Source organism: Caballeronia sp. dw_19, assembly GCF_018449515.1.
In the GTDB taxonomy this organism is placed as follows: Bacteria; Pseudomonadota; Gammaproteobacteria; order Burkholderiales; family Burkholderiaceae; genus Caballeronia.
In genome coordinates, this window is the sequence record NZ_JAAVUQ010000052.1 from 15,388 (window position 1) to 27,823 (window position 12,436).

Annotated in this window: 13 protein-coding genes; 2 read left to right on the top strand and 11 right to left on the bottom strand. The window is 56.1% G+C overall.

Annotation, left to right across the window (positions count from 1 at the left end; translation table 11 throughout):
• Positions 1-297: 297 nt before the first annotated feature.
• From HB376_RS36845 to HB376_RS36880, 8 genes are all read right to left on the bottom strand, one after another.
• Entirely contained in the window at positions 298-495 is a 198-nt protein-coding gene (locus tag HB376_RS36845) for a hypothetical protein (protein WP_213768621.1), read from the bottom strand.
• Between the two features lie 240 nt (positions 496-735).
• Complete coding sequence (locus HB376_RS36850) at positions 736-1,305, bottom strand: hypothetical protein (RefSeq protein WP_213768622.1); 570 nt, start codon at positions 1,303-1,305, stop codon at positions 736-738.
• A gap of 16 nt (positions 1,306-1,321) precedes the next feature.
• Entirely contained in the window at positions 1,322-1,612 is a 291-nt protein-coding gene (locus HB376_RS36855; RefSeq protein WP_213768623.1) for a DUF2471 family protein, read from the bottom strand.
• 17 nt (positions 1,613-1,629) lie between these two features.
• Positions 1,630-1,917, bottom strand: coding sequence for an H-NS histone family protein (locus tag HB376_RS36860; RefSeq protein WP_218627486.1), 288 nt, complete (start codon positions 1,915-1,917; stop codon positions 1,630-1,632).
• Positions 1,918-2,648: 731 nt separating this feature from the next.
• Entirely contained in the window at positions 2,649-2,873 is a 225-nt protein-coding gene (locus HB376_RS36865; protein ID WP_213768624.1) for a hypothetical protein, read from the bottom strand.
• An 11-nt stretch (positions 2,874-2,884) separates the two neighbouring features.
• Complete coding sequence (locus HB376_RS36870; RefSeq protein WP_213768625.1) at positions 2,885-3,061, bottom strand: hypothetical protein; 177 nt, start codon at positions 3,059-3,061, stop codon at positions 2,885-2,887.
• A gap of 547 nt (positions 3,062-3,608) precedes the next feature.
• The gene (locus tag HB376_RS36875) at positions 3,609-5,207 is read right to left on the bottom strand and encodes a carboxylesterase/lipase family protein (protein ID WP_213768626.1); all 1,599 of its coding nucleotides are present in this window, start codon (positions 5,205-5,207) and stop codon (positions 3,609-3,611) included.
• A gap of 371 nt (positions 5,208-5,578) precedes the next feature.
• On the bottom strand, positions 5,579-6,478 hold the full coding sequence (locus HB376_RS36880; RefSeq protein WP_213768627.1) for an alpha/beta fold hydrolase: 900 nt from the start codon (positions 6,476-6,478) through the stop codon (positions 5,579-5,581).
• Between the two features lie 444 nt (positions 6,479-6,922).
• Between HB376_RS36880 and HB376_RS36885 the strand changes: the two genes are divergently transcribed.
• The gene (locus HB376_RS36885; RefSeq protein WP_213768628.1) at positions 6,923-7,885 is read left to right on the top strand and encodes a prolyl oligopeptidase family serine peptidase; all 963 of its coding nucleotides are present in this window, start codon (positions 6,923-6,925) and stop codon (positions 7,883-7,885) included.
• Between the two features lie 133 nt (positions 7,886-8,018).
• On the opposite strand, the gene HB376_RS36890 is transcribed toward HB376_RS36885, so the two are convergent.
• Positions 8,019-8,543 carry an AAA family ATPase gene (locus HB376_RS36890; RefSeq protein ID WP_213768629.1) on the bottom strand — a complete coding sequence of 175 codons (525 nt, stop codon included), beginning with the start codon at positions 8,541-8,543 and terminating at the stop codon, positions 8,019-8,021.
• Positions 8,544-8,862: 319 nt separating this feature from the next.
• Positions 8,863-9,738 carry a LysR substrate-binding domain-containing protein gene (locus HB376_RS36895; RefSeq protein WP_213768630.1) on the bottom strand — a complete coding sequence of 292 codons (876 nt, stop codon included), beginning with the start codon at positions 9,736-9,738 and terminating at the stop codon, positions 8,863-8,865.
• Between the two features lie 102 nt (positions 9,739-9,840).
• Between HB376_RS36895 and HB376_RS36900 the strand changes: the two genes are divergently transcribed.
• Complete coding sequence (locus HB376_RS36900; RefSeq protein ID WP_255631788.1) at positions 9,841-10,413, top strand: lipocalin-like domain-containing protein; 573 nt, start codon at positions 9,841-9,843, stop codon at positions 10,411-10,413.
• 952 nt (positions 10,414-11,365) lie between these two features.
• On the opposite strand, the gene HB376_RS36905 is transcribed toward HB376_RS36900, so the two are convergent.
• A complete protein-coding gene (locus HB376_RS36905; RefSeq protein WP_213768631.1) occupies positions 11,366-12,427 on the bottom strand; it encodes a maleylacetate reductase in 1,062 nt (353 codons plus the stop codon).
• Positions 12,428-12,436: the final 9 nt, after the last annotated feature.

Below are 12,436 nucleotides of genomic sequence, written 5' to 3' on the forward strand. Positions count from 1 at the left end.
ATCGGCCGATTCTTACGCGTCAGGCGGTCATAACGAGAGGCCGAGAACGCGATATAAACGCGGCCCACGGCGCGGCCGATGAACGTGTTCGAACGCAAAGCCGTGAAAGAATAGTGATCGTGCTCCTGACCATCCGCTTCCAGAACCTTTCTGCACTCGACAGCCGTAGAAAAATGCACCCCATACCAACGATTCAGTAGCCCAACGCTCAGCGCGGCCAGTGACGTAAGTAACGCTGCTATCGATATAACCGTTGTCATTGTCGTCATCTCGTTATCCCTCTCTTTTCCGATTCAATTAGCGCTGCCATGGAAGCGACCGACCACCCATTAGAAAATGGATGCCCAAAGCTATCAAGAGGAGCATTCCACCCGCAAATGCCTGCTTGTCCAGAGGGATGCCCATTTGCTCGATAACGGTCAAATGGGCGATCAGTCCGGATGCAAAAAGGACGCCACCTATGAGCGATAAAACCGAGACAATCACTTTGTTCATGGTGTTTTCCGTGGTCCGAGTTGAGTCAGTCAACAAGCCCGAGTTCGCGACACTCTTCCTTCACATCCGCCCACATCTCGCGCTCGATCAGCCGGTACGTGTCGTCAATGTCGCGGGCGTCTGGATAAGACCGCAAGACGTGATGTCGTCACAACTCACGTTGACGTTTTGAAACGTCGACTCTGATGAACCCGACAATTCTAGGACGGATTGATACGTCACTTACCAGCGAAAGAGATACTAAAAACAACCTCTTTCGAGAGATTGTTGATCGATCGGATGCATGGTTTCGCGCAATGCGTGTCCATGCGCCGTTCGATGCGAATCGGTTTGATAGCCGCGATTTCGACCGACAACACACGGAAGGCATAGACGTCGGACGCCGGCGAATCGGTCAAAGGGCCGGTCAGTTTGCTCGGATAATTGGGGACCGGCCGTGCGGGGCGCTTGCGCCAATAGGAACGCCATTGCAACACCTGTCGCGAATGCCGCAAGCGTCAGAACTACTTCCACCGTCATCACCTGAAAGCCAAATGGATTGGTTTCCGAAGAAATCCAGGCAAAGAGCCAAAGCACGCTCCAGCGCAGCGCAAAGACTTTCGCCTGCGGCCGCAGACACTCGCGGTTATTCGCTCGCTTCATGTTGTCGGAATGACGCACCCACACATCGACAGCATTCCGGTTGGTTTGGCCGATCTGCTTGCGCCAAACGCCAGCGGCTTTCCGATCTGCACGCAGAGCGTCCGCCGATTCCTCAGAGAGTTGCGCCGGGAGCGACGGCCAAAAAAGCCTTTGCGGTCCTTGAAACATGGTCGCTCGATGTTTCTTAGTTGACTCGACGCCAAGCGTCCTCGATCGCACCAAATACGATAGGGACGAAGTCGTGTCCGACAAACGATGCCGGCCGGTCGTCCTTCGGGTAACCCAGCGCTTCGGGAGCGCGGATCATGCCCAGTATCCGCTTGCTGTGGTTACCGGTCGCCGCGACTTCGGCCAGGACTTCGCCCTCGATCTTGTGAAGCAAGGCCCAGGTCAGCACGCCAGCCGAACGGTGTCGCTGTACAACGCCCGGCACGGCTTCACAAACAGCCGCATCGGCGGCAAATAACACGTCCATATATTTCCCAATTTCGCTCAGTTATCGCCGGCAATGAACGTTGCGCGATCCTTGCCCTTGATCCAGCCAGGTTCCCGCCCCATTCCGCTCCAAGTAGCGCCCGACGCCGGGTCTCGATACGTCGGGCCGCTACGCTCGCGTTGCTTTCTTGCCTTTTTGGTTGAAAACACATCTTCGACTGTAAAACCGAACTCGGCGATTTTTGCCTTAATCTCGGCTATAGCGTCCGCTGCTTCGACTGCGCGGGCCGAGACAATCTGGCGATCCAGTTCGGCGGCCTGAGCCAATAAATCTCGATAATTCAAAACTATTTTCCCTTATGTAAGTGCTGCGATTGCTCGCGTGTTTTCCTAGTTACGTTCCGCCCCGAAGTGAGCAGGAGTAACCAACTCGGTCGGCCAGCTTAAAGGTAACGCCGCTCATTATCGCCCCAGTAGTTAACAAGGATGCGCCGTGTGCCATTCTCTCGATCCTCTATTTCGAAGTCGTCGACTTCCTTAAGACGAACGACGTGCATCAGTCGATCGATTCCTTGGACGCCCGTGAATGATTTGTCATTAACTCTCGCCGACACGGTCCATCCGGGGTCGGCGAGCACCCGCTTGCGCAGCAACGCTAGCAATGCGCTAGCCGATCTGCGCGTGACTACGAAAATTTGCACCAAAGATACCGTATTAAAGAGGATTTGCTGGGGCACAAACCGGCGCTAAACCCGGGGATTGGCAAAGCACCGGTCTGAATGAAACCGCGCGGATTGTCCGGTGTTACCGTGCAGCTTTCTACTTAGCCCCAGCTTGCAAGTCGGACGTGCGCTTCGTAGTCGCCGCTTCGTTCAATATCTTCTTGTGTGCTTCGACACACACTTGATAGGCCGGCGACGTCCGCGATGTCCCTGCGCACTCCGACGCGGCGACCAATAAAGCGATATCGACCGTTCCCCGAACGACTGAGGTTTGCGCGTTGGCGCCACTGTGGACGGATGCAGCGGCCAAGGCACAGACCCAGATTGTGAAACGTAGTGTCATGTGTTTTCCGGTTAATGATCGTGTGCATCGAGCGCGTCATTCCAGAGCTTCATCATTCGAGCAGCGTCCGCGCGAGACTCGGGGCTATCCGGTCCCATAAGGGCGACAGTTAGCCCGCTGCCGTCTTCAGCCTCCAGCATCACCCAAGGCGTCGCAGGGTCAGCAACCGGAAACCGCGGAAGCCTTGCCGTGACGATTACGCGCGTGCGGGTGAACTTCGATTCGTCAATCTGCATGGCCGCTTTTCCTACTCGTGATCACCAAGGTTCGACAGGAACTCTTCAAGGGTCTCCGCAGCGTCGAGGTGCAGTTGCACGCTGGCGGCATCCAAAGGCTCGCCTGACGGCATCCTGCGCGATTCGGCCGAATCACGCAGCACGTTAATCGCAGCCCGCAGCGCGAGCGATGTGGTCAATGCAGACATTGTCTTTTCCGTGGGTTAAACGTTAAGGGCTTCGACCCGACGCGGGTCGGTCCCAACCGAGCGAACCAGAATCCAAACCTGCCTGCGATCATCCCGGTCAAAGTCTGAGCCGGCCAAATCCACCGAAGGGCTGTACAAGCGCCCATACGCCAGGCGCAACAGGCAGCGCACCCTTTCTCCTCGGATTCGCCCTCAACGTCGCGGTAAGCGTGTCCAGAAAGCGCTTGCGCGACCACTCGACGGGCATCGACGCGGTAGCCGAATGCGGCAGCTCGCGCAGATGCGCTACAGCGGCATCATGTGAACGAACAATAGAGTTTGACACAACGAACACCATAAAATCAGACGCCTAGCGACGCGCTTGATCAACCCCGACGAAATAGAGATTGACACAAACACAACCCAACTCAATTCGCATAGGCATCTTGCGACAAAAGAGTTTGACACAAGTGGTAGCGCTACAACGGCCCCGCTCATGTCGCACCGATGTCGGATGGCCGTTCCCGACCCGCAAGCGACATTCAACAAACTCCGAAGCGGACCACTGCTACTGCAATCCCAACCGCTGTAACTCGCTACAATCGCGAGCCTCTGGATTCGTTACTTGTTTTTCCTGAAGTCCGATTTCCTGGACTTTATCCGACGCCGGATCGTAGCTATCCCATTGGGTCGAACCGGGTGTATTGGGATTGCCGGTCGCAGCGAAACGGCTCCAGATGCCGATCAGCTCGTCTGAAAGCCGAACGTCATCAGGACCATAGCCCGGACTGTTCGTTTGATTGAGATTCCCAAAAACATAGGGGAGCTCCACCGCGTGGAATGAGCCGATCTTCAGTTCCTTTCCGCGCTCCGGAACATAGGTAAACAGGTAAAGATAGACAGGTGCACCGTTCGTTGCGATAGCCTGAGCGGTGCTTACAGCTGAACAACCGAATACCATTTCAGTGGATGCACGCACGACTGCTGTGTATGCACCCGCGTCAGTAGTCGCGGGATAAAGAGCAAGGATCTCGGTGGCACGTTTCGGCCAACGCTTGCGCACGTAGTCAATCCAACCTTGGCTCGTGGAAGTCGGCGGCACGAAACGGCTGGCGTCGTCGAGCGTTGAGCCAATCATGACAGGTATTTTGTTTGCCTTGCCGTCAACGATCAATTGCCGTGCAGAGCCGGGTAACACATAACCATCTTGATCCGGCCGATAGTTCACAGATGATCGAAGATTTGCCGAATTGGGAAGCGCAGAAAGTACATCCGCAGTGGATTTTTGCCTCAGACAAGCTAATACGTCGGGCACTTCTTCGCAGTGGACTTTTTGGGATAGCTGAACACCCTGTTGCTCCGCGCGCTGCGCCAGAGGCGGCCCTCCAAGGTCACAACTTCCCGACTGCATGATTGCCGCTTGGAACAACCCTTTCGTAAGCGGCGACGCAAGAAGATAGCAGACACTGTAGCCGCCAGCGGATTGGCCGAAGACGGTCACTCGATCCGGGTCGCCGCCGAACGCCTTGATATTATTTTGTACCCATCGAAGGGCCGCGATCTGATCGAGTAACCCGTAGTTGCCAGAACTGTGGTGCGGTGATTCGGCTGTCAAGAGTGGATGCGCGAGGAAACCAAATGGACCCAGCCGATAATCGATCGTTACAACGAGGACGTTTCCCTTTTTGGCGAGCTGACCACTTGGATATTGCCTAGAGAAGCCCCGCGAAAACCATCCACCGTGTATCCAGACCATGACAGGAAGCTTTGCATTCGCGGCATGCGCTGGAGACCAAACGTTAAGCCTCAGGCAATCCTCGCTCTGGTCCTTTGGAGCAGCTATGTTCAACGCATCGCCGCCCAGCGCATTTTGTGCACAGGCCGATCCATATCTAGTAGCGTCAACGATACCGGCAATTCTCTCCGGCGAAATTGGCGGTTTCCAGCGCAGATCACCGATTGGCGGACGCGCATATCGAATGCCTTTGAACACGGAAAGACCCGGTTCGACGGTTCCCTGATAGACAGCGTCGGGAGCATAAATGAGCGCTTGAGAAAAGCCGCTTGTGTGAGCGTCGATTTCATCGGTGCGGTTCTCCGACGGAAAAGCAGCGTTAGCGAAGAACAGGCTTAGGAGCAGCGGCACAAGTAAGCGAAACGCATGCATTGGACTCTCCATCACACACTCACAGATGTAGTTCTCAAGCTCATAAAGCTTGTGTCTTCGAGGAAGTCGCGGGTCGGTTAGCTGAACTTTGCGTCGTACGAGTCCGCGTCTTTGACACTGTTGGTCTCGCTGGCGATCGTGACCTCTCTTTAACGCCGCTCAACGGTAAATCCGTCGCCGATTTCCGAACTTTTGCAATATAGACACGAAATGAGTGATCTTGCGCGGCGGGGCGAAGTCGCGACGAGGTCCGATTGTCAACGAGTTGGGTTTCGCCCTTGAACGTCTCAAATTGGCCGTCGCCAGCCTAAAGGCCGAATGGCGGGATGCATCAGCATACCCGTCCCGCGACTGGCTTCTTAAGCGTCAAATCACAAGAGATTTTCGGCCGGACGTATCTGTTTCATCGGCACCAGCGGAGTGAGGAATTGCTCGAAGTGTGGCAACCAGATTGGAATTGAGTCCTTGACGGCGAACATGCCATGGCCGTTTCTGCCGAAGGGCGGTTCGACGATCATTTGACCCTGACCGCCTGCCGCCTGAAACGCCGCAAACCATGTCGCTACGACTTCGGGCTCAAAGAACATATCGTTTTGAACGTAGTGCCAGAGCACTGGAACTCGTGTTGTCGACGCGAAATGTGCGATCGTGTTAGCCATTTGCTGCGGGCCGCAGGGCATGCCCGGATGTTTCGACGGGTTTCCGCCTCGACCACCCGAAAAGTTGACGACCGCGACTAGCCCCTTCGGCGCAAAGCTTGCCGCTGCAAGAGACGCGAATCCACCTGCTGACTGTCCCACCAGGACGACGTGATCCGGATCAACCTGGGGCAATGTCTGGGCATAGGCGAGGGCTGCGAGCACATCTAGCGCCGCCTGCTTGCCTGCGGCCGTATAGTCAGGAGTCTTGCATGAACCGGCGTCCTCCTCGTAGGTGCCTCCCGTGGCGCCGAAGCCCCGGCGGATCGGCACGATTACTGCGAAGCCGAGTTGGACGAATGTTCTGATCTGCGGCAATTCGCGGTAGCGGCCGACCTTCGGACGATCCTTTGAATCAGGCGGGCTGCCATGACTCAAAACGATCAACGGAAACGGTCCGGGGCCATCAGGCATATAGGTGGTCGCGACTATGTCACGTTCGTGATCGCCAAATAATCCGTGCTCGTCCATTGGCACTTTGACGATAGTTTCGTGAAGGTCAGCTGCAATAGGCTCCGCATCGTCGGCTGCCAGTGCGACTCCGGTGATAGAAGCGATCAATGCGGCTGACATCACCAGCCTCGTCAGGTGGACGAAAATCCGTTTTCGGCGAGTAATCGATCTCATGCGTGATTTCTAATTTATCTTGCGCCAGGATCGTTGCTCAAGCGACATATGAGTGATTAGCGGTGGCTGGATCACCGGTTCTTATCGGACCGCTGGCACCTCGATATTAACCTATGCGCGGGGATGTCGATACCGCGCAGATCGTCAATTATCTAGTCGAGGATGTCGATTAACCGTTCATGACGGGCTTTTGTCTGTCAGCTATCGGCTGAAGTCGACCCACAACGGCCCTTCGATGGCCCGCGAAGGAGACATTGGAGACAAGCCCGTACTCCATAGTTTCTCCCCCCTAGCGTTCTCGGCTCAGGGGGATCAAACTGTCGTCCGCAATCACTTATGTAACATTAAGGCTAAAGTCGAGCGAGTTGTATTTTAAAATCAGGAAGAAAAATGATCCGTTTCGGCTTTCTTGCCGCTGCCTTAGGTCTCGGGACTTCGTTGGCCCATGCGGCCGGTTTTCAATTTATCGAGATCCCGGGCAATGGGCTTCAGGCTCTCAAAGGAGCCGTTTGGTATCCGTGTAATCAACCGCCGAGCAAGGAGAAATTGGGCCCGTTCGTGCTATCTGTTGCCAAGGATTGCCCAGTTACGGGCGAGAAACTATCACTTGTCGTTATATCCCATGGTAGGGGCGGCACTTTCCTCGACCATAATGACACGGCCGAAGCTTTAGCAAATGCGGGTTTCGTGGTCGCTGCGATAAACCATCCTGGTGACAATGCGATGGATAAGTCCCACACCGATGATTTCTCGGTATTCGTTGAGCGGCCAGTGGATATCAAGCGTCTGATCGACTTCATGCTCGGCTCATGGACCGCCGCAGCCAGAATCGACGCGAGCGAAATCGGCATCTTTGGTTTCTCCCGCGGCGGATACACTGGCCTGGTCGCCGCCGGTGCTAACCCTTACTTTAAAAGAAGTTTGCCTTTATGCGACGGGGTGAAGACTCCGCTTTGCGAACAGGTGCACAAAGGAGAGCTCCCTGAACTCGTTCATGACACGCGTATCAAGGCGGCGGTGATTGCCGATCCTGTCAGCATCTTCTTCACGAGAGACAGCTTTTCCAATGTGAAGATATCTTTGCAACTTTGGAGGTCCGAGTTTGGCGGGGGCGGTGTGACGCCAGAGAGCGTGGCGAACATCATCGGCGACATACCGACGAAACCGGATGTTCACTTCGTGCCCAAATCTCAGCATTTTTCCTTCATGGCGCCCTGCTCGGCCGATTTCATGCAGTCTGCACGCGAAATTTGTATTGATGGACCGGACTTCGACCGTATCTCGTTTCACAGAGAATTCAACGCTGAAGTGGTCGCGTTCTTCCGTAAGCACCTGACAGACGAATTGCCGTGAGTACAACACTTACCGCGCGGCCACGATGAAGCCGCGTCAGGTGTTGATTGTCAGCGAATTCGGTGCCGATGCCGAACGTCCCAAATTGGCCGAACGCCGTCTCATGCAATCGGCATGTTCGGCGTGTCGTACGCTAAACTATTCCATTCTCCGGAGGTGCCGGCGACAGGCGCTGCATGATTGCTTCGACGGCCTGATCGACCGAAACCTTTGCGGTGTCGACGACGAGGTGCACTGATTCCCATGGTTCGTATTGACGTTCAAGCACGCTCTTCCATGTCGGCAACTGAAAGCCTAGGATGTCGGCCTTTCGCCCCTCGACCCTCTGACGGTGCATCGCGGCGTCCGAACAAACCAACTCGATCTCGAAAATCTGCACACCTGCATCGAATGCCACATTTCTCCAGGCGCTACGTGTAATGTGCAACGAATTGACCGAGTCCGCGACGACGGTCAACCCAAGCCTTAAGTTATCGCCCGCAACTGCATATGCGGCCAAGTAGCCGGCAGGTCCGATATCCGCCTGGCCGCTCTTGCACGCCATGAGTGCCTGTTCCAACGTATCTATGCGCAGATAAACGGCAGCGAGCTTGCGTGCGAGCGTTTGCGCTACTGTTGTCTTTCCGGTGCCCGGTAGTCCGCCGAAGGCAATCAACATTTACGATGCTCCCTGTATAGCAAGGTCTGTTTAATTCTCTCCGAATTCCCGAGGCGACCTTAATGGGTCAGTGTTGGTCTGCCACTGGCTCATTCGTTAGGCATGGCTGACCATGAACTGCGACGAAAGTCTTGCGCCCTATTTCAGCCATTTAAGGATCACTTGCGGGTGCTGAATCGGAGCAGTAGACGCAGGCGCGCGCGAGAGATTGTTACCGATCTACGCAGCAACGTCGACTGTCTCCTTGTGGCCGGGTTGGGTCTGATGGCGGCCTTTCTTGCGAAAAAACGACACATCTGCGGACATTAATTCTAATGTTTCACGACGCCAGATTGCTTCGCGCAGTCTCAGTCACGACCCGCTTAAGTTGAGCCAACGCCGAGGGCGTGCCGACATCTGCGGCATGCAGACATAGCTCGACCGACGGAAGCGAAGGAAGACCCTCTCTCGCGCCGAGTCTTCTCAGCGTAGAGGGCAAGCCCGCGGCAGTCCTCAGTGTGATCCCGAGACCTGCTTCCACCCCGGCCCATAAACTTTGGAGGCTGGAAGTTGTGTAAGCAAGCCGCCATGGAATGTTTGCACTGTCGAGCGCATTGACGCCTGCCCGACGAAAGAAGCAAGGTGCGTTATAAAGCGCCAAGTCCAGGGGTGCGCCGACCATGAAATGAAGATCGATTCCACTCGGCCCGATCCAGGTCATAGGGAGAGTCGCGAGATGTTCCGCGTCCGGACGGCTTTCATAGCCCATGACGAGAGCAAGATCTAGCTCTCCGCGGTCCAGTCGCTCTAGCAGAACACCGTTGCGCTCTACTGTGACTTCAACTCGAACTGCCGGATGGGTTCTCTTGAACTGTCCGAGCGCGGCGGGAAGCCATGTTTCGGCGAAGTCCCCGGGAAGACCAAAGCGCACGGCTCCTGATACGCGAGACCCCCGAACCGCCCGTACCGCTTCATCATTGAGATCAACGATACGGCGCGCATATGAGCAGACCAGTTCCCCTGCCTCAGTGAGGACCAGGCCTCGTCCCTTTCTGCGAAACAAAGGCTCTCCCATCTGCTCCTCAAGCTTACGCATCTGCTGGCTTACCGCCGACTGCGACCGGCCTACGCGTTCAGCCGCACGGTTCAGACTGCCAAGCTGCTGAGCGGCCAGCAATGTCCGCATGACATCTATATCCAGATTCGGCAGCGACATAGTTCAGCTTTTCTAATAGGTCGATGCAGAATTATCGCATTTGTTACAGGGAGTTCTCGATAAGATCGGCTGCAGCCACCCGTCACCCCCGTGGCCCTCTCGATGGAAATCCTTTTGTTCGCGATCTCGTTTGAGAGTTCGCTGGAAGATCAAACCATGAAAGCTTGCCGATTATTTTTAGGGGGATCCGTCTCGCTGCTCTTCCTGACGAGCGCGCTATCAAGCTCCGTCCCGTCTGCCGCCAACATCACTGCCGTAACCTCGTTGGCCGGCACATGGAAGCTTCTAGCCGCAGACGTCCAGCATCGTGATGGGTCGCGGACGTCAGACTATGGCGCAGCACCGGAAGGCCTGCTAGTAATCGATGCCCAAGGGCATTATTCACTCCAGATCTTCAAGTCCGAACGGCCACGTTTTGCCTCAGCGGACAAGCAGGCAGGTACGCCTGCCGAGTATAGAGCGGCGGTCATGGGTTCAAGTACCCACTTCGGTACCGTTAGCGTCGGCCAGGACGGAAGCACTTTGACCTTTCATATCGAGCGCGCCTCCTTTCCTAACTGGGAAGGGGCGGATCAGCAGCGGAGGTTCGAGTTAAAAGACGACCAGCTCAGCTACCGCGTGGTGCCTAGACCCAATGGCGATGTGCCTATCTCGGTCTGGCAACGGCTTAAATGACGGCAAACCGAACTCGGCCTCCGACGCGGGTGAGTAAGTCAAAATTTGAGTCGGCAAGTGGTTGATGCTCGTTAGCTGATCGTCAACGATCCAGCTCGCTGTCTCGAACGACGGCTCGTGGTCGATCCCAGTCCGACATTGGTCACGCGATGGGGTTCGCCGTTCATCTATTCGCATCCGGCAGAAGTCGACCCTCAGCGGCCCGTCGACCCGCCGTGCCGCTAACGGCGGCTTCCGAGGTACAACCGCCACTCGCTTGATTGAGTTGGCCTCTTATGATCGTCCATCTCCGAGAAGACTTACCGAGTGCCTTCGACTCCGGGCGCGTGTTTCTTAATAGCGTTGTCACTTCTAGCCATCGACTTGACCGCACTACCAATGTCGTTACCGCGTCGCCGATGCCCGTTGTCGAACTCCTCGGCGAAGACCGTGACGAGTACACCTACTCCGTCGTGGCCGTCGGTGCAACAGGCTAAACTGCTCCGTCGTGACCCGCAGCGGAGGTCCCACTGAAGCCGTAGACCTGAATCGAAAGGAATGACACCGCTACTGTCTCGAGGCAATTCGTGAAAGAATCAAGCCTTTCGGTGAATGCCGCAACGTGTTGAGCGACACAATGTAACGTTCTGCCAGTGCTATTAGTGATACTTGTGTGCGCGTCGTGCATCAAATTTCGGGCACGAATTCACCTCACATCAGGAGTTGCCGGCTGAGCCTCAGGATGTCAGAAAGTCCGAATTCCGCGACGTCTGGAATTTTCCGCCCCTTGGAAATCGCAACGCCTGCCGCAATTTTGAACGCATTGGAGCGCTCGCGAAGTAGCGAAGACAATGCTTCCGTAAGGAGCGCGCGGTCCGTCACTGACAAAGCGTGTGTGAAAATCGATTCTTTGGCTGACATTCGCTTCTCCCAAGGATGGCGTTGCGTTCGGTTTAAGCACTTTCTGTCCGGACTACGCTAGCGGCCTTGCGCCCTCCCATGCCCGCTGCAGCAACGCACGCAACGGCTCTGCCTCGATCGGTCGGGGATTCCAGTACGGATTCGAAAGTGCTACTTCGCATGCTCGGTCAAGTTCCGCCTCCTTGAGGCCAAGGTCCCGCAGCGCTGAAGGGACACCTAACTCCCGTTCAAGTTCGAATATCCCGTCGGGGCCGTTCGGAGCATCGAGCGCCCGTGCCACCTTCGCCATCGCGTCGGGGACCGCAGCGCTGTTGTATGCCAGCGCGTGCGGAAGCACGATTGCGTGCGTCTCCGCATGCGGCAGGTTAAATGTGCCGCCCAAGGTGTGACAGAGCTTGTGGTGAATGGCCATCCCGACATTGCCGAGAACCATCCCGCATAGCCAGGCTCCATAAAGACACTCGCTTCTCGATTTCATGTCTCGCGGGCTTTTCTTGATTCCACGAAGTCCTTTCGCCATAGCACGGATGCCTTCTTCCGCCATCAGCGCCATGACGGGATTTCCGTCTTGAGCGTAAAGTCCCTCAGCCGCATGAGCGATAGCGTTCAGGCCACTCACGTAGGAAAGACTCATGGGCAGCCCGACGGTGAGTTCCGGGTCGTACAACACCGTGCGCGGCAGCACACGGGCATCGCGGCCGGTGCGCTTCTGGCCGCCTTCCGTGATGCCGTAAATCGGCGTCATTTCCGACCCCGCATACGTTGTCGGGATCGCGATGATCGGCAGCGACGATTCAAGCGCAATCGCCTTGCCGAGCCCGATGGTCGAGCCTCCTCCGATTGCGACAGCACAATCGGCGTTTGCCGCCTTCGCATGCTCGCGAGCCCGACGAGCATTCTCGACTGGCACATGCATCTGCGCACCATCGAAAACCCCCGCACTTGTCGGGCCAAGCAATGCTGATACAACTTCCGCCTGCTCCCGCTGCTCTGGCGTGCAGAGCACGAGCGCACGACGCGCGCCAATCGCGTCGACCTCATTTTGAACCAGCTTCAGACTGCCTGCGCCGAAGACGACCCGCGCTGCATGAGTGGTGTATGTGAAGTCGTACATAGCTCGCTA